We start from the raw sequence: 18,103 nt of genomic DNA on the forward strand, positions 1-18,103 counted from the left end.
CTTCAGAGTGCGCACCGCGAAGAGCACATCCTGCATCTTCGCGGCACTGGTATTTCAACGGTTTTGGATCAGGCGCTTTTGGCTGCGGCGACGTCTTCGGGAGTGCCAAACTGACGGCTGCTCAAGCTGCGGTCGATCTTGCGGATCATCCCCGAAAGCGCCTTGCCTGCGCCGATCTCCCAAAACTCTGTCACGCCCTTGGCCGCCATCACCTGCACGCTTTCGCGCCAGCGCACCGAGCCTGTGACCTGTTCCACCAAAAGCTGGCGAATCTCGGCCGGATCGCTCACGGCATCAGCGCGAACATTGGCAATCAGCGGCACAGCGGGGGTCTTGATCTCAACCGCGGCCAGCGCCTCGGCCATCACGTCGGCGGCCGGCTGCATCAGGGCGCAATGGAACGGTGCGCTGACCGGCAGCATCACGGCCCGCTTGGCGCCCTTTTCCTTTGCAATCACCGCCGCACGTTCAACAGCTGCTTTAGTGCCGGAAACCACGACCTGAGTCGGATCATTATCATTGGCCGCCTGGCAAACCTCGCCCTGTGCGGCCTCAAGCGCAACCGCGCGCACGGCCTCAAGGTCGAGCCCCAGGATCGCAGCCATAGCGCCCTCGCCCACCGGCACAGCACTTTGCATCGCCTGACCACGGGTGCGCAACAGACGGGCGGTGTCGGCAACAGAAATCGCGCCGGCCGCGGCCAGAGCCGAATACTCCCCAAGAGAGTGGCCAGCAACAAAGGCGGCCTGCTCAATCGAAACCCCTTCGGCCTCATGCGCGCGCTTGGCTGCCATTGAGGTCGCCATCAAGGCGGGCTGGGCATTTTGCGTGAGGGTCAGCGTTTCGATATCCCCCTCCCAGATCAATGTGCTGAGGCTCTCTCCCAGGGCCGCATCGACCTCGTCAAAGATCGCCTTGGCCGCTGGATAGGCTGCGGCCAGGGCCTGGCCCATTCCAAAAGCCTGGGCACCCTGCCCCGGAAATACAAATGCAAGTGTCATTAAGGCCCTCATCCTTCGCTGCCATTTGCCCCGGGTTTAGACGCAGTGGCCCTAGCGCACAAGAGAACTGGCGAGAGAACTGGCGAAGGAACCTGCACTGCCACCATCCAAAGCGACGATGTCTTTGTCCTCTCACAGAGACAGCCGCCAGGGCTTTCAGGTCACGCACAAGTCCTGTTCAGAAACTGACAAAGGTTGCCATTGCATGGCCCTGACTGATGGCTAGGTTGAATTCATCCCTTATGCCTGCACAAGGAAACCTCCCCAGTGCCCGTCAACAACACATTTTCCAGCTACGGCAGCGTCACAAAGACGTTTCACTGGCTCTCTGCTCTTTTGCTGATTTCCGCGTTCATTCTTGGCCTGTTTGCCAATAACCTCGCTCATGAGATCCAGAGCACCAGTTTTGATGGCGCCCCCGAGACAATTTCGCGCGCCGTGCTGCTGTTCTCGTTGCACAAGACAATCGGGCTTGCGGCGTTTTTCACCGCCCTTGGCCGAATCCTCTGGGCCATTGGACAGCCCAAGCCCGGACTGCTGCACCCCGAAAACAAACCCCAGGCCCTGGCGGCCGAAGTGGTGCATTGGGTGCTGTATGGCGCCATGGTGGCCGTGCCGCTGACGGGCTGGATCCATCATGCTGCGACGACAGGCTTTGCGCCCATCTGGTGGCCTTTTGGTCAGGACCTGCCGTTTGTTGCGAAATCAGAGGCCGTCGCAGCCCTGTTTGGCACCCTGCATTGGATCGCAGGCAAAGCCCTTATGATCACCTTCTTTTTGCATGTTGCAGGCGCTCTCAAACACGTGGTCATTGATCGCGACGCAACGCTGCGGCGCATGCTGCCGGGATCCGCTGAGCTGCCCAAGCCACCGGCGCAAAAACACAGCACTGTTCCTGCAGCCCTCGCACTGGTGCTCTGGGCCGGGCTGTTTGTGACCGGAACTCTATTGGCCCAACAGTCTGGTGGCCACGCCGATCACAACCCAGCCATCGCGCAGGGTGACGTCGGCGCAAACGCAACGCAGAGCGCACAAGCCACAGCGCAATCCAGTGGCGACAGATCAAATGACGCAAACTGGAGTGTGGAAAGCGGCACGCTTGGCCTCACCATTCAACAAATGGGCAGCGGCGTCAGTGGCGCCTTTGCCAATTGGAGCGCCGACATCCAGTTTGACGATCCAGACGCCCCCGGCCCCGCCGGAACAGTTGTGGTCGAGATCGACATTGCCTCCCTCAGCCTTGGCTCGGTGACGGACCAGGCCATGGGGCCGGACTATTTTGATAGCGCCAAATATCCAACTGCCCGCTATGAGGCGCGGCTTGAAAAGCTGGCCACTGGCTATCAGGCCGTGGGCGATCTTACCCTTCGCGACAAAAGCCTGCCCCTGACGCTGCCCTTCTCGCTGGTTTTGAAGGGAGACCGCGCTGAGATGACAGCTCACACAAGCATAAACCGTCTCGATTTTAACATCGGTAAGGGCACCCAAGACGAGGGCACACTGGGCTTTGCTGTAGAGCTGGACATTGCCCTGACAGCACAGAAATCAAACTGATCAGACTGCCATCCCTGCGCCCACACACACGCGCCCAAGTCAAAACTCCGTAACATCAAAACGCGCCCTCTCCAGGATCTCCTGGAGAGGGCGCGCAGTATTTATCGCCAATTTTGTGGCCAGGTTTGTGGCCCGCTGGGGCCACTATACGCGTAGGCCCCGAAACCTCACTGGCGCAAGGCGGCCAGACGACAAAAGGCCGCCGCCCTGGGCTGGGCGACGGCCGGTATATTTGTCAGCACAGTCAGTGACTGCGACAGAGCCGAAAGGTCACTCGGCCTTCATTGCCTCAACGGAGATCTGCAGCGACACCTCGTCGCTCACATAGGGGGCGAATTTACCCAGTCCATAGTCAGAGCGCACCAGCGTTGTGGTGGCGTTGAAACCGGCCCAGGGCTTACCCGCCATTGGGTGATCACCGACCTGATTGAGGGTTGCGTCCAGCACAACAGATTTGGTCACGCCATTCAGCGTGAGATCACCAGTGATTTTGGCGGTCTTGTCGCCGGTCACCTCGATCTTGGTGGACTTAAACGTGATCTGCTCGTCGCCGGCCGCGCCAAAGAAATCCTTGGACATGAAGTGGTCAAACCGCGCTTCCCAGCCAGTGAACATCGAATTCAGAGGCATGGAGACTGAAACGCTGGAATTGGCAGGCGCGTCCTGGTCAAACATGATTTCGCCGGAGAAACCCGAGAACATGCCCCAGGATGTGGAGAAACCAAGGTGGTTATAGTTGAACACCACCTGGCTATGGCTGGAGTCCAACACATATTTTTCGGGTGCAGCCATGGCTGCGGATGCGCTCAGACCTGCAAGTGCTGCAGCGAAAAGGATCTTTTTCATAGGTTTAGGCTCCATTGGACGTGTGTAAGTTTACAGCTGATCAATTTAGTATGCTGTGAAACTGGGGTCAGACCGGCCAAAAGAAAAGTGATATTTTCCAACATCATCTGTTGAGAAAAGAACAAAGCCCCTGCGCGGTGACGCCGAGTATTTGTTTTCTTTATGTCTTCCGCCTGTGGCGTCCTGGCACCTCACATTGATGTGATCACGCCTCTTCACTGATCTGCGACTTGGAGCAGCTCATCCCCAATCAACGGCCCAAAAAACTGTCGCAAATGGACAGTCTCATGCACATGGACTGTCTCATAAGGACTGTCTCATAAGGGCTGTCTTATAAGGGCTGTCGCACGAGGAGTATCGCAAGAGGAGTGCGCCGGGTGCTAGGAGAACACCTCAGGAAAAGTGTCAGCCGAAAATCTGAACATCGCCGCTCAGCTGATCGCGCAACTGACTGCGTGCCGCAGCGCAGCCGAGTGGAACTTCGAGCAATAAACTGCCATCATTCTCAAACAATTGCACGGACCCATCGCTCAACCGTGGCACCACCAATGGTGTCATAGCTGCGCCGCAACACGATTTTTGGCCGCCCGTGACTGTCACGGCGCAAAAGCCCGAAGCTCACGACGCACCGGATCAAAACAAGCTTCGGGTTGCGTGCGCGGCGTTTTCAGCGTTACCAGCACCACCCCCAGCACAAACAGCAGCACAGAGGCCCCAACCTTCATCCGGTTGAGCTCGGGATCCAAATCGCCGCCAGAAAACAGCCACAGACCGCTGGCGCTGAGCACCATACCCACACCTAACCCCCGCAGCAGAACCGTGCGAAGATGCCAGTTCGCCTTGAAACGCAACACCACGGATATTGCCGTGGCGAAACGGCTGCCTGCAAGAGAACTGCGGTGAAAATTGATGCGGTGCCGTAGTCCGTATGTATTGCTTGCATCTGCGAGGGTGGCTTCACTGGATACGTTCATCTCTTACCTCATTCTATCAGCCCACCGTTTACCGGCGCGGCCTCGTGCTATTAACGCTCTGTTAACTACGTTTGACTGGATGAATGCGGCTGCAGTGGGGCAGAAATTGGAAAATTGTCCATATTCCGCCTTTGACTGCCCCCTTTGTCCCCAGGCCAGTAACCCCCTTTGTAAACGCGCCTGCAAACGCATCTGGAAACGTGTCTGGTCTTTGCCAGTCCTTTGCAGGTCTGTCCTGAAGCATTTGGCCCGCTGGAGCGCCGAGGGGCATTTCACCTTGCTCTTTACGCAAAAGCCGATATAGGGAGCACTCCTTCCGCGACACATCAGATCCGCGCAGACTCTCGTGACAGGGCAGCGGAAGGTTCAACCGCCCCGTCTATGAAATGCGCCTTGAAAAAAACTGGAGTTCGCATGCCCCTCTATGAGCATGTTATGATTGCGCGTCAGGTCCTGACCAACTCGCAAGCAGAAGGCCTGATCGAACATTTTCGGTGCCGTATTGGCTGACAACGAAGGTAAGCTCGTTGACAGTGAATACTGGGGCGTCAAAACGATGGCCTACAAGATCAACAAAAACCGCAAGGGCCACTATGCCTTCCTGCGCACCGATGCACCTGCAGCGGCTGTACAGGAAATGGAACGCCTGATGCGCCTGCATGATGACGTGATGCGCGTTCTGACCATCAAGGTCGACGAGCACGCCGAAGGACCCTCGGTTCAGATGCAGAAACGTGACGAACGCGACACCCGTCGCGAGCGTCGTTGATCTAGCTTGAGAAAAGGACGCTAACCCAGGGCAGCCAAACCATTTTTCCGCCGTCGCAAAGTGTGCCCCTTCTCGGGCGACAACGCGCCGAAGATCGATTACAAAGACACCCGTCTTCTGCAGCGCTATGTTTCTGAGCGTGGCAAAATCGTTCCCTCGCGTATCACCGCCGTTTCGGCAAAGAAGCAGCGTGAACTGGCCCGTGCTATCAAACGCGCCCGCTTCCTCGCCCTGCTGCCTTATGCTGTTAAGTAAGGAGACCTCAAATGCAAGTTATCCTTCTTGAGCGTGTAGCCAAACTGGGCCAGATGGGCGACGTCGTTGACGTAAAGCCCGGATATGCCCGTAACTTCCTGCTGCCCCAGGCGAAAGCCAAGGTCGCATCGGAAGCCAACCTGGCCGCATTTGAAGCCCAGAAAGCGCAGCTGGAAGCACGCAATCTGGAAACCAAAGCAGAAGCAGCCGCTTTGGCTGAAAAGCTGGACGGTCAGCAATTCGTTGTGATTCGCTCCGCGTCAGATTCGGGTTCGCTCTACGGTTCCGTCACACCTCGTGACGCGGCTGAAGCAGCAACTGCTGATGGCTTCTCGGTAGACAAGAAACAGGTTGCCCTGATCGATCCGATCAAAGACCTGGGTCTGCACACCGTTGTTGTCAAACTGCACCCCGAAGTTGAAGCTCAGATCAAACTGAACGTTGCACGTTCGGCAGAAGAAGCTGAACTTCAGGCGACCGGCAAATCCATTCAGGAGCTTGCTGCCGAAGAGGAAGCCGCTGCTGAATTCGAAATCGCTGAACTGTTTGACGATCTCGGCGCTGCTGCATCTGAAGACGACGACGAGGGCGACGCCCCCGTTGCTGCCGAAGAAGATGCACCAACCGCCTGATCCCAACCGATCAGACATATCATCGAAAAGGCCGCCCTTTATTAGGGTGGCCTTTTTTCATTTCAGTGAGCGCGCTCAGCTAACGGTCAGACCTTCATCACCGCTCTGGCAGTATTCAGCCTGCCGCTCTATCCTGTGCCCCAGCGAACAGGAACGTGTTTGAAAGGAGCCCAGATATGGCGCAGAAATTCATTTTCGCAATTGCAGGCAGTTGCCTGTTGTTTTTGACAGCAGGCTGTGAAGAGACGGTCCCTCTGGAGGCCCCCCTACGGACAAGTGCCCCGCTCTCTGCATCTTATAACAGTGATGAGGCCCAGTGCCGCGCAGAGGCCCGGCGGATCGGTCAGGGTCATATCGGCAAAACCGCGGCCGTTGGCGGCACCGTTGGTGCCCTAGGGGGTGCTACCGAAAGCAAAGAAACCGCCTTGGCTGGCGCGCTTATTGGGGCAGCAATAGGTGCAGCTGCCGGAGACATTGAGGTTAAACAAGCGCAACGGAATTACCTGATCCAATGCATGCAGCAACGTGGTCATTCCGTTTACGAATAGAGCCCCAGGCACACAAGGCTTCAAAAACCCTTCCCCCAAGTTGCTGCGCAGCTGGGGGGAATATTGCCCCCCTCACAGATAGGCGGAGTCCCGCCGACAGAAGAGCCCCTCACTGGCTGCTCACAGGCCGCGCAGCTATAGTGCCGTTAGGTTGCGCAAGGGGGGGACACCCCGCGTTTCTTAGCCTGTTTTCAGCCGATCCAGCCGTGCAGGCCAGTTTCTTGCAGGCCAGTTTCTTCAGTGTGAGTACCTCAATGCATCGACGGCATCTTTTACAGCTCTTTCTCGCTCTCCCGGCGGCCCTCTTGGGCTTGTCCGCATGCAGCACAGCGGCCGAGCGGCCTGAAACGCATGAACAGGCCTTTGAGCCACCGCTGTTTCCTAATGAGACCCCTGCGTTGCGCAAGACCATCAACCGCTGGAGCGATTACTACGAGGTGCCGCGCCCGCTGGTGCATCGTCTGGCTGTGCGCGAAAGCACCCATCGCCCCACAGCCGTAAACCGGCCCTATTACGGAATTCTCCAAATCCTGCCTGCCACCGCCCGCTCCATGGGGTTCACCGGCGCACCACACGATCTGCTGGATGCCGATACCAACCTTGAATATTCGGTGAAATACCTCCGTGGCGCCTGGCTCTTGTCCGATGGCAGCTATGACACCGCAGTCAAACATTATTCCCGTGGTTATTGGCATGAGGCCAAGCGGCGTGGAATGTTGAAAGAAACCGGACTGGTGGACTAGACGCCCCGGCGGGCCCTGTCACATTGTTGCGCATGCCTGTCATTTTGCTGTTATCCTTACCGAGTAGTTCAACAGCAAATGACACTGGGAGTACACACATGCCGCTCACTCTTGACCGCCGGTCTTTTCTTGCCGGGAGCGCCGGCCTCATTGCACTGCACCCGTTTTCGCTGCAGGCGGCCAGTAATCAGGTGCATCTGCGACTGATGGAAACCACCGATCTGCATGTGCATGTCTTTCCCTATGACTATTATGCCGACACGCCCCGCGACACTGTCGGACTTGCTCGTACGGCCTCGATCATAAAAGAGATCCGCGCAGAGGCGACAAATGCCCTGCTGCTCGACAATGGCGACTTTTTGCAGGGCAACCCTATGGGGGACTACATTGCCTATGAGCGTGGCATGAAGGAGGGCGATCTGCACCCGGTCATTGCGGCGATGAATGCTGTCGGCTTTGACGCCTCCACTTTGGGCAATCATGAGTTCAACTATGGGCTTGAGTTCCTGATGAAATCCCTCGCAGGGGCGGATTTCCCCGTGGTCTGCGCCAATATTGCCAAGGAGACAGGTGCGACACCACGCGACGACAAGACCCTGTTGCCACCCTATGTGCTTATGGAGCGCGCGCTCACCGACGGGGCCGGACAAAAGCAGGCCCTCAAAATCGGCCTCATCGGCTTTGTGCCGCCACAGGTGATGAGCTGGGATCGTCGCCATCTTGAAGGACGCGTTCAGGCCCGTGACATACTGCAAACCGCCCGCGCCTATGTTCCTGAGATGAAAGAAAAAGGCGCCGATATCATTATCGCCCTGTCGCATTCTGGTATTGCCGCGGCCCGCGAAAGCGATGGCATGGAAAACGCCTCCCTGCCGCTGGCCGCGATCGAGGGCATCGATGCAATCATGACCGGCCACAGCCATCTGGTTTTCCCCTCATCGCGCTATGAGGGGATTGACGGTATCAACGCCGAGGCCGGCACACTGCATGGCAAACCCGCAACCATGGGCGGCTATTGGGGCAGCCATCTTGGGCTGATTGATCTGATGCTGGAGCGCGTGGCCGGTGGCTGGCGTGTTGTGGGCCATGCCTCAGAGGCGCGGCCCATTTCCAGACGAAATGACGACCGGTCCATCACCGCCCTGGTGCAAAGCGATGCCAGGGTTCTGGCCGCCACCGCACAAGAGCATGAAGAAACACTTGCCTATATCCGCCGCGCGGTTGGCAAGACCGATGCCCCCCTGCACAGCTATTTTGCCCTGGTCGCGGATGATCCTTCGGTCCAGATCGTCTCAATCGCCCAAAGCTGGTACATCGCCCAGATGATGCAAGGCACCGAATACGAAGGCCTGCCGATCCTCTCTGCCGCGGCGCCCTTCAAGGCAGGCGGGCGCGGTGGCCCGGACTATTTCACCGATGTGCCCAAAGGCGATGTGGCCATCAAGAATGTCTCAGACCTCTACCTCTATCCCAATACCGCCCGCGCCGTGCTGATCACTGGCGCCGAGGTCAAAGACTGGCTCGAACGCTCTGCCGGGATCTTTAATCAGGTCGAGGCGGGCAAGGCGGATCAGCTGCTGCTCAACCCTGCCTTCCCGAGCTACAATTTTGATGTGATGGATGGGGTTAGCTATCAGATAGATCTGAGCCAACCCTCAAAATTCAGCCCCCAGGGCGAGCTGCAAAATCCTGAGGCCAACCGCATTGTCAATCTCCTCTTCAATGGTGCGCCGATTGACCCGGACGCCCAGTTTATCGTGGCCACCAACAACTATCGGGCCTCCGGTGGCGGCGATTTCCCAGGCGCCAAGGGAGACACTGTGGTCTTTGAAGGGCCGGACACCAACCGTGATGTCATCGTGCGCTATATCGTCGAGAAGGGCACCATCAGCCCCCGTGCCGATGCCAATTGGAGATTTGCTCCGCTCGCCGACACAAGCGTGCTGTTCGATACTGGCCCCAAGGCAAGCGCCTATGCAAAGGATGTCCAGGGGGTTCGCATCACCCCCGCAGGCGATGGTCCGGACGGGTTTGCCCGGTTCCGCATCAACCTTTAGCCCCGCAAACACTGCCACAATAAACAAAAAGGGCCCTGATCACCTAGGGGCCCTTTTTGCTGCACTGCATCGCTGCTTTTTACGGGTGTCAGAAGTCTTCCCAGCCCCGGGCACTATCTGTGCCAGTCGCGGCCCTTGGGGGCTCATCATCCAATGAGGTGTCCCAGCCATCGCCCATGTCGATATCTCCGGGGTCTCCGTGCGCACTGGGATCGCTGTGGGCACTGGGATCACCATGGGCACTGGGATCTTCGGCCAGGCCGTCCAAACCTTCTGCGGATTGGCGACTGCTTTGCCCGGCGATCCGGAAATTGCCCATCAGTTCGGTCAGTTTTCCTGCATCTGCCTTCAGCAACAGGCTTGCAGCTGTGGACTCTTCTACCATTGCGGCGTTTTGCTGGGTCACCTGGTCCAGTTGCGACATACCCGAGTTTATCTCGTTCAGGCCCGTAGATTGCTCCGCAGCACCTTCGGCGATGCCGGAGACCTGTTTGGATATCTGACTGACCTGCGTCACAATATTCTGCAAAGCATCGCCTGCCAGGCCAACCAGGTTCACACCCCGCCCAACTTGCTTTGAGCTGTCATCAATCAGCGTCTTGATTTCCATCGCAGCTCCGGAAGAGCGCTGTGCCAGAGCCCGTACTTCGCTTGCGACCACTGCAAAACCACGTCCCGCCTCCCCGGCCCGTGCGGCTTCGACCCCCGCGTTCAGGGCCAAAAGGTTCGTTTGGAACGCAATGTCATCAATCACCGAAATAATCTGCGAGATACTGGCTGAGGATTGTTCGATCTCGGTCATTGCGGCGACGGCCTTTTGGACAACCTCATCGCTGCTCTCAGCCTCAATCCGGGCACTCTCCATCGTCGCTTCTACCGCTTTCGCGCCTTCTGCTGCAGATTTCACAGACGCGGTCAGCTCGTCCAGCGCTGCTGCGGTTTCTTCCAGTGTCGCCGCCTGGCTTTCGGTCCGATGCGACAGATCCTCAGAGGCCTGACTGATCTCAACCGCCCCATTGGCGATACTGCCCGAGGTATCCATCACATCCCCAACAATACCATGCAGGTTCGTGACTGTGTTGTTGAAATCGCTGCGCAGCATTTCATAGTCGTCCGGAAACCGCTCTTCAATCTGGATCTGAAGATTACCCTGTGACAGCAGCGCAAGTTTGGTGCTCAGCTCTTCGACCACGCGGATAAGCTCAGCGACCCGGCCCTCGGCTTTCTGCTTTTCCTTTTCCTGCATCTCAACCAGCGCATCCCGGAACACCTCGAGCGCCCGGGCCATCTCTCCGACTTCGTCGCCCCGCTCCTGGCCGCGAATTTCGACCGCATTGTTGCCCCCGGCAAGCCCTTTCATCGACCGTGTCACCTGATTGACGGCCCGGGCAAGACTGGTCCCGATGATCAAGGCAAGCGCGCCGCCCAGAAGAATGGCGACACCAATCGCGGCTGGGATGATGGTTTGCGTGAACTCAGAGATTTCACGGTTTTCCTCCTGCCGCATTTGCATCAGGACCTCTTCTTCCGTTTGGAAGGACGCCATCGTTTCGGTGAAGCGGTCAAAATACAAAGCGCCACGTCCCTCGCGGACCAGGTCAGCCATGTCATCCATCGTCATGGCATCACCAATTTCGCGACGCATCTCGAGAATGGGCACAACGGCCTGCTCTCTCCAATCGGGAATGATTTGGGCGATCTTGTTGAGGCGGTTCAGCTGGATCAAACGCTCGCTGGACTTCTCCATCAGGCTCGCGATCAATTGATCAAACTGCTCCACACCCGCAGTATAGGGATGTAGAAACTCAGGATCGCCAGACAAAAGAAAGCCGCGCATGCCGGATTCCATGCTCACGGCCGCGCCCAATAGATCCTTGGCCTCGCTGATCACCGAATGTGCCAACTCAACCGCTTCGAGCGAACTCAACATGTACTCGGGGCCGCCGATACCTGTCTTCACCAAGGTGCCAAAGACCTGACGGCGATCTGCCAACAGAACTTCTTCATCTTCAATGAAGCTTACAATCTCGGCCCGAAACGCGTCAAAGTAGGTTTTGCCTTTGGCCTTTTTCACTTCGGCGGCCATGTCATTCATTGTCAGGGCATCACCGATTTCACGCCGCAAATGGATCGCGCTTTCAGCAACGTCAGTCTGCCATTCCCGGAGCGCGCTCTCGGCCTGCGTCAGTCTTTCGACCTGTTCTGGGATATGACTGACCTCCTCACGCAGCTCGGCCAGGGCCGTAAACGTCTCGGCAGAGCCTGCCTCATATGGCTCCAGATACTGGTCCTGGCCCGCAAGAAGATAGCCGCGAAGCCCTGCTTCCATCTCGAGCCCGGACGCCTTGATCTGAACCGATTTGGTCAGCGCGGTTTGAGTATGCTCAACCCATTTTGCAGTTTCCGACATTTTTTCAAGGTCAACGACCGTCAGAACGCCCACTCCAGCAACCAGTATGAGCGGAAACAGCGCTACTGAAATCACTTTTGTTTTGGTCTTCATGTTGGCCAGCGAAAACCGCCGTTTCTTTTGCGTTGCTTTAACAGTCATGGTGATGCCCTGCTGATTACTTTCAACCGGAGCTTGAGCGAGAAGTATTACGAACCTGTTAGGAGCATTCGAGAAACGGATACCCAGATGAATTAAAACAGATATTAGCCAGTAAGCCCCCTTTTGGAGGGGTTTTTCAGAAAGGCTGCTGCCAGCAAAAACGCAAAAAGGCCGCCCGAAGGCGGCCTTTCAACAAAACATCAAGAGAGAGTGGTTTACTCTTCTTCCAAAGCCTCAACGGCTTTTTGCAGATCGTCTTTGGAGACTTCTTTTTCTTCAACCGAAGCCTGCTCAAACAGGTGGTCGATGACTTTGTCTTCAAACAGAGGCGCACGCAGCTGCTGCTGCATCTGAGCGTTCTGCTGAATGAACTCAAAGAACTGACGCTCCTGACCAGGGTACTGACGCGCCTGCGCCATGATCGCCTGGGTCATTTCAGCATCGGTGACTTCGACTTCGGCTTTCTGGCCGAGTTCTGCCAACAGCAGGCCAAGACGCACACGACGCTCGGCAAGCTTGGTGTGCTCTTCAGTGGTCTCGATCTCACCGTGGTCATGGCCTTCGACCTCGGGGTGATCCTCGTGCCACAGCTGATGCGAGATCTGCTTGGCTTCTGCTTCGACCAGCGAAGGTGGCAGGTCAAAGGACACCAGCTCGTCGAGCTTGTCCAGAGTGGCGCGCTTCATGACAGCGCGGGCAGCACCGGCATATTCAGCCTCCAAGCGTTCACGGATCTGAACCTTCAGGGTCTCAAGATCTTCGGCGCCGAATTTCTTGGCCATCTCGTCATTGATCTCAGCCGCCTTGGGGGCTTTGACCTCTTTGATGGTGCAGGAGAAAACGGCTTCTTTGCCGGCAAGATGCTCGGCCTGGTACTCTTCGGGGAAGGTCACGGAGACGTCTTTTTCGTCGCCGGTCTTCACGCCAACCAGCTGCTCTTCAAAGCCGGGGATGAAAGAGTTGGAACCCAGAACCAGTGGATAGTCGTCAGCCGCGCCGCCTTCAAAGGCCTCGCCGTCAACTTTACCAAGGAAGTCGATGACAACCTGGTCGCCATCTTCAGCAGCAGCACCTTCGGCGCGGGCTTCAAAATCCTGGGCGTTTTCAGCCAGGTTTTCCAGCGCTTCGGTTACGGCCTCTTCTTCGGCTTTCACAACCAGTTTCTCAAGGGTCACACCGGAGAGGTCGACCTCAGGGATCGCAGGCAGAGCTTCGTAGGTCATGTTGACTTCTACGTCGTCGCCTTCTTTCCAGTCGTCGTTGGTCATCTGAACGTCGGGCTGCATGGCAGGACGGTCACCGCTGTCCTCGAAATGCGTGTTCATGGCGCCATCGATGGCTTCCTGCATCGCTTCGCCAATCATGCGCTGACCAAACTGCTTTTTCAGCAGAGCCATAGGCACTTTGCCTTTGCGAAAGCCCTTCATTTCGATTTCTGGCTGCGATTCAACCAGCTTTTCATTGACCTTCGCGTCCAACTCGGCAGCAGTTACCGTGATGGCGTAGCCGCGTTTCAGACCTTCGTTCAGCGTCTCGGTGACCTGCATCCTATACCCCATAGCGATTCCGGGCGCGCACACAGACGACGCCCTCAGACAATTTGAGGCCTTCTATTGTTACTGGCGGCGCGGTGCAAGAGCGATTGCCTGTTTCGCCGCCTCAAAGGTAAAAAACCCTCCGATTTCCCGCCCAAACAGCAAAAAAGCACGCCCCCGGAATGGGGACGTGCTTCTCGTTTAGAAAACCCGAGGGAAGGCGTGTCTTCAGAACTTCCAGCGCGCGCCGGCCAGGATTACGTTGGCATCCTGGTAGGTGGTCGCGGATGTGTCGCTGTAAGAGTAGTCACGGTAGGCCAGATAGGTTTCGACGTTGAAACGGTCGATTTTCTGAACCGCAGCCACACCCCAGGACTCTGAGGAGTCACCGGCAGAAACAAAGTCGGAACCATCATAGTAGTCAACCGAGAACGAGGTCTTACCCGCAGCGATCAGATCCGCCGAATAGCCGAGCTTGGCATAGGCATAGTTGCCCGAAATATCCCGATCACCCGCAGCAACTGTCATAGACACGCCGGTGTCTTTGTGCAGTACCGAGACCGAGCCGGACACGTCACGACGGTCCTGGCGACCGGTCTGTTCGGTCCAGGCCGCAGCCAGGCCCGCATCAAGCGCAAAGGCCCCCAGATCGTCGTTGCCGTAGCGCACGGCGACGTCATAGGTCTCACGGTCATTGTTGGTGGCCAGAATGTCGGTCCCGTAAGAGGCCGAGAAGGTGAAACCAGCAAAGTTGTTGCTGTCATAGCGCACACGGCCAAGACGGCTGCCGTCGAGATCGGTGAAGGCATCGCCGATTGCAACGGTGCTCAGGGCGCCGCCGGACGTGCGGAATGCATAGCCGCCGCCGATATCCGCAACCGATACCCCTGCGCCCAGGCCGGTGCCGGAGAAGTCAGCGCCGGTGATACCGTCAGAGGCCATAGAGCCCTGACCCGCAGAGAACGTGCCGTAGTTGGCCGTCTCGAATTGAAAATCGACGTGACGGATGTTGGTGCGGCTCCAGCTCAGACTGTCACCCTTTGTGGTCTGGTCAATGCCGTCGGAGGCGCGAAAACCGAACGCAGTTTCAAAGTTGAACTTCAGGGTGTTTGCGCCAAACGCCTGCTCGACCAAAAAGCCGATGCGCGAATTGGACGAGGCGTTGTCGACAAGCCGGTTATAATCATCAACACCGTCATCGTAGGATTGGAAGGATGGGTTGAGTTGACCAAACCAGCGGAAGCTGCCGCCGTTATCGTTGGTGTATGTTGGGCCCGCAAGAGCCGGTGCCGCCAGCAAGGCGGCTGCAACTGCCGCGCTGCTGCGCAATACGAGTTTGGTGCTCATGGATCTGAGTCTCCTGAATGTACTTTCGTGGCACGACCTCCCTCCATCCCAGGGATCCGAACCTCGAGTTCTTTTTAACTATCAGTTTTATTCAGGCGCAGTCTTGAAAATAAATTTGTGCTCCCGTCCCGGAATAATTGGCGTTTTTTTGCGCGCAGCACAGCAAGAGTGGCACCTTTTGGCCGAAGGGCGATAAACTTAAGTGAACTGCGTCACATAGCGCCTGCGCTCAAAACAATGCAGCAATGCACTCAGCGAAACCCTATGGGATATTTGCGTTTTTTTGCGGTCTTCACGGATTCGTTTTAGACATTTTTTTCACCCTGCCCCCTCATGGCGCATGCCCCAGATCCCGCAATTTGCCAGAGCAACGCAAGCAGCGCTATCAACGACAAAGGATCCCGCTACATGCTGCAGGCTGCGACAGAGGCCTGCCCTAAGGTATAACTGCTGACAGGCTACGATAAGGCAGCGATATCAGGCGGCGGTCAGGCGGCATTCAAAACCTTAAGGTTTGAAAAGTGAAAACAGATGAGACCAAATGTGCTCCGACGCGATGCAGCCGCGTCGGAGCTTGTTGCTTAGTGAGTGAACTTTTTGATCTCACCGCTCGCGAGACGCCCGGCATAAGAGGCAAGCTCGCGCTTCACCAGCTTCATCAGGAAGTAGAGACAGAAGATGTTGACCACAGCCATGGCAAAGATCGCAGCATCCGAGAAATCAATAACCGGGCCCAGCGAGGCTGCAGCGCCAATGACGACAAAGACGCAGAAGATGACTTTGAAAACCAACTCAGAGGTTTTGCTCTCGCCAAAGAGATAGGTCCAGGCTTTCAGCCCATAATAGCTCCAGGAGATCATGGTCGAAAAGGCAAACAGCACCACGGCAATAGCCAGAACATAGGGGAACCAGCTGATACCCGAGGCAAAGGCAGCCGAGGTCAAAGCAACTCCAGAGTTGCCATCGACAGTGGCAATGGCCGAACCTGTGTCATTCAGTAGATAGTTGCCAGTCGCGGGATCAATGAGCAACTGCTGCGAGATAACGATCACCAGCGCTGTCATGGTGCAGATTACAACAGTGTCGATCAGCGGCTCAAGCAAAGAGACAAAGCCTTCAGTGATCGGCTCTTTGGTTTTCACCGCAGAGTGGGCAATCGCAGCCGAGCCAACGCCAGCCTCGTTAGAGAACGCCGCCCGTTTGAAGCCCTGGATCAGGGCCCCAACCATACCGCCGGCAACGCCGAGCCCGGTAAAGGCCCCTGCAAAGATCTGACCAAAGGCCCAACCGATCTGATCATAGTTTACGATCAGAATGATCAGCGCCGCACCGACGTAGAGAATGCCCATAATTGGCACGACTTTTTCGGTCACATTGGCAATGGATTTAATACCCCCTACGATCACGGCAAAGACAACGCCTGCAAATATTATGCCGGTAATCCAGCCAGGATAGTCGCCAAGAATGCCCGAGATTTGCGCATGTGCCTGATTGGCCTGGAACATATTGCCGCCGCCAAGAGCGCCGAGAATACAAAAGACTGAAAAGACCACCGCCAGGATTTTACCACCCGGCAGGCCCAGCTCATCAAATCCCTTGGAGATGTAATACATCGGGCCACCTGACACGGTGCCGTCTTCGTATTCATTCCGGTACTTAACGCCAAGCGTACATTCGGTGAATTTTGACGCCATCCCCAAAAGACCCGCGAGGATCATCCAGAATGTGGCCCCTGGCCCGCCAATTCCAACCGCGACAGCAACACCGGCAATATTGCCAAGACCAACCGTGCCGGACAACGCAGTTGCAAGCGCCTGGAAATGGCTCACCTCGCCTGCATCATTGGGATCGGAATAGTCGCCTTTAACCAGCTGAATAGCGTGTTTGAAAAACCGAAACTGCACAAAGCCAAAATAGAGCGTAAAAATAGACGCGGCGATCACCAGCCACATCACGATCCAGGGAAAGCTTGTTCCGGGAAAAGGCGCAAAGATCAGGCTGACAAAAGGCCCGGTCAGCTCGGCAAAGACCTGGTTCACTTTTTCATCGATGCCCATCGCCTCTTGTGCTGCAAGCGGCGATGTCGCCATGGCCGCAACCGCAGAGGTGAGCCAGAATACTGATGAATTTTTCATGACATATCCTATCCCACAACCGTTACGGGCACACTGGCGTGCATCACAAGATTCTGTGTCGAGCTGCCAAAAACGCGCTTGGCAAACCCGTCAGAAGAGGCACGCCCCACGATGATCTGCGAGCCGCCGTTTTCAACGGTCAGCTGGTTCAGGGTCTCAGCAACATCGCCGTGCCGCACAATGCCACTGGCCTTAAACCCTGCGGCTTTCAACGCTGCCACTGCGGGATCAACAATGCGCGTTGTGGCAAGCGCAATTTCCTCTTCACGCCGTTTGTGCCGTTGTGCGTTTTCTTCTGCTGTTTGAAATGTGAAGGGGGACCATTCAATTACATAGATAGCAATCAATTCGCAGGCCTCCATTTTTGAGGCCAGGTCTTTTGCAAATGCGAGTGCGCGTTCACCCGTTTCTGTCCCATCCAGTCCAACTACAATTTTAGCGGTCATAGCATTCTCCCTGAAAGTATTTTTACCACTACGAGAGCTTCGCCCTCACAGGAAAGCGATCAGAACAGCATCAGCGCAGCTCGACCGCTCTCTCATAGTTAAAGTTGTTTTCACTAGTAAGTGTTGGCAAATGCAGGTATAAGGCAGGTGTTTTTCGCGCTATTAAGCCAAAAATTAGGAATTATACCCAATGGCTAGAGAAATGGTTGGAGAACTCGATAGAATCGATCAGAAAATCCTGAAAGAATTGGAAGCCAATGGAAGACTTTCGATTGTGGATCTCGCGACGCGTGTAAACCTGACAAACACACCATGTTCCGAGCGCGTGAAACGCCTCGAAAGGTCCGGCTATATCAGTGGGTACCGGGCCGTTTTGAACATGGAACAGCTTGGGCTGGGACATCTGACCATTGTGCAGGTCTCACTGGCTGCAACGGCTGGTGATAACTCCCTCGACGCATTCAACCGTGTCGTTAAGGATATTCCAGAAGTTGAAAGCTGCCTGATGGTGGCAGGCTCATTCGACTATTTGCTGACGGTGCGAACGCGGGATATCGCGCACTTCAGGGTTGTTCTTGGCGACAAGATAAACAAGCTCCCTGGCATTCACCAAACCAATTCTTTCGCCGTTATGGAGGCCGTTCTTTAGGCTGTATTGTGACAGGCACTCTTAGCGGCCATGATCTGATGACAAAAAGGCCCGAGCTAAT

General features: G+C 56.3%; 14 protein-coding genes and 2 pseudogenes. 8 read left to right on the forward strand and 8 right to left on the reverse strand.

Translation table 11 applies throughout. The features are described 5' to 3' along the window. Positions 1-68 precede the first annotated feature (68 nt). Positions 69-1,001 carry an ACP S-malonyltransferase gene (gene fabD / locus B4968_RS17225; protein WP_083100650.1) on the reverse strand — a complete coding sequence of 311 codons (933 nt, stop codon included), beginning with the start codon at positions 999-1,001 and terminating at the stop codon, positions 69-71. A gap of 267 nt (positions 1,002-1,268) precedes the next feature. Between fabD and B4968_RS17230 the strand changes: the two genes are divergently transcribed. Further along, a complete protein-coding gene (locus B4968_RS17230) occupies positions 1,269-2,555 on the forward strand; it encodes a cytochrome b/b6 domain-containing protein (protein ID WP_083100651.1) in 1,287 nt (428 codons plus the stop codon). Positions 2,556-2,825: 270 nt separating this feature from the next. Here the strand turns inward: B4968_RS17230 and B4968_RS17235 are convergent, their stop codons facing one another. Together B4968_RS17235 and B4968_RS24715 are read right to left on the reverse strand one after the other, a co-directional pair. Then, the gene (locus B4968_RS17235) at positions 2,826-3,401 is read right to left on the reverse strand and encodes a YceI family protein (protein ID WP_083100652.1); all 576 of its coding nucleotides are present in this window, start codon (positions 3,399-3,401) and stop codon (positions 2,826-2,828) included. A gap of 596 nt (positions 3,402-3,997) precedes the next feature. Next, complete coding sequence (locus B4968_RS24715; protein WP_241525817.1) at positions 3,998-4,375, reverse strand: hypothetical protein; 378 nt, start codon at positions 4,373-4,375, stop codon at positions 3,998-4,000. 414 nt (positions 4,376-4,789) lie between these two features. Here B4968_RS24715 and rpsF point away from each other — a divergent pair. From rpsF to B4968_RS17270, 6 genes and pseudogenes are all read left to right on the forward strand, one after another. Continuing rightward, positions 4,790-5,144 (forward strand): annotated as a pseudogene (gene rpsF, locus B4968_RS17245) (30S ribosomal protein S6). A 30-nt stretch (positions 5,145-5,174) separates the two neighbouring features. Beyond that, positions 5,175-5,399 (forward strand): annotated as a pseudogene (rpsR, locus tag B4968_RS17250) (30S ribosomal protein S18); the annotation flags it as partial. 11 nt (positions 5,400-5,410) lie between these two features. After that, positions 5,411-6,031 (forward strand): 50S ribosomal protein L9, encoded by a 621-nt coding sequence (gene rplI, locus B4968_RS17255; protein WP_083100654.1) that lies wholly within the window; start codon positions 5,411-5,413, stop codon positions 6,029-6,031. 176 nt (positions 6,032-6,207) lie between these two features. Beyond that, a complete protein-coding gene (locus B4968_RS17260; protein WP_083100655.1) occupies positions 6,208-6,579 on the forward strand; it encodes a hypothetical protein in 372 nt (123 codons plus the stop codon). A 254-nt stretch (positions 6,580-6,833) separates the two neighbouring features. Next, positions 6,834-7,322: a lytic transglycosylase domain-containing protein gene (locus B4968_RS17265; RefSeq protein WP_083100663.1), complete on the forward strand. Its 489-nt coding sequence runs from the start codon at positions 6,834-6,836 to the stop codon at positions 7,320-7,322. A 98-nt stretch (positions 7,323-7,420) separates the two neighbouring features. Continuing rightward, positions 7,421-9,379, forward strand: coding sequence for a bifunctional 2',3'-cyclic-nucleotide 2'-phosphodiesterase/3'-nucleotidase (locus tag B4968_RS17270; RefSeq protein WP_083100656.1), 1,959 nt, complete (start codon positions 7,421-7,423; stop codon positions 9,377-9,379). Between the two features lie 88 nt (positions 9,380-9,467). On the opposite strand, the gene B4968_RS17275 is transcribed toward B4968_RS17270, so the two are convergent. The 5 genes from B4968_RS17275 to B4968_RS17295 all read right to left on the reverse strand — a co-directional run bounded on the left by B4968_RS17275 (position 9,468) and on the right by B4968_RS17295 (position 17,393). After that, complete coding sequence (locus B4968_RS17275) at positions 9,468-11,930, reverse strand: CHASE3 domain-containing protein (RefSeq protein ID WP_241525818.1); 2,463 nt, start codon at positions 11,928-11,930, stop codon at positions 9,468-9,470. A 215-nt stretch (positions 11,931-12,145) separates the two neighbouring features. Continuing rightward, positions 12,146-13,477 (reverse strand): trigger factor, encoded by a 1,332-nt coding sequence (gene tig, locus B4968_RS17280; RefSeq protein WP_083100657.1) that lies wholly within the window; start codon positions 13,475-13,477, stop codon positions 12,146-12,148. 216 nt (positions 13,478-13,693) lie between these two features. After that, positions 13,694-14,812, reverse strand: a complete 1,119-nt coding sequence (locus B4968_RS17285) for a porin (protein WP_083100658.1) — start codon at positions 14,810-14,812, stop codon at positions 13,694-13,696. Between the two features lie 581 nt (positions 14,813-15,393). Further along, positions 15,394-16,947 carry an alanine/glycine:cation symporter family protein gene (locus B4968_RS17290; RefSeq protein WP_083100659.1) on the reverse strand — a complete coding sequence of 518 codons (1,554 nt, stop codon included), beginning with the start codon at positions 16,945-16,947 and terminating at the stop codon, positions 15,394-15,396. Positions 16,948-16,955: 8 nt separating this feature from the next. Continuing rightward, complete coding sequence (locus B4968_RS17295) at positions 16,956-17,393, reverse strand: universal stress protein (protein ID WP_083100660.1); 438 nt, start codon at positions 17,391-17,393, stop codon at positions 16,956-16,958. 190 nt (positions 17,394-17,583) lie between these two features. Here B4968_RS17295 and B4968_RS17300 point away from each other — a divergent pair, with 190 nt between their 5' ends. Continuing rightward, positions 17,584-18,042 carry an Lrp/AsnC family transcriptional regulator gene (locus B4968_RS17300; protein ID WP_241525819.1) on the forward strand — a complete coding sequence of 153 codons (459 nt, stop codon included), beginning with the start codon at positions 17,584-17,586 and terminating at the stop codon, positions 18,040-18,042. Positions 18,043-18,103: the final 61 nt, after the last annotated feature.

Origin of the sequence: Pseudophaeobacter leonis (assembly GCF_002087335.1) — a bacterium.
GTDB classification, from domain to species: domain Bacteria; phylum Pseudomonadota; class Alphaproteobacteria; order Rhodobacterales; family Rhodobacteraceae; genus Pseudophaeobacter; species Pseudophaeobacter leonis.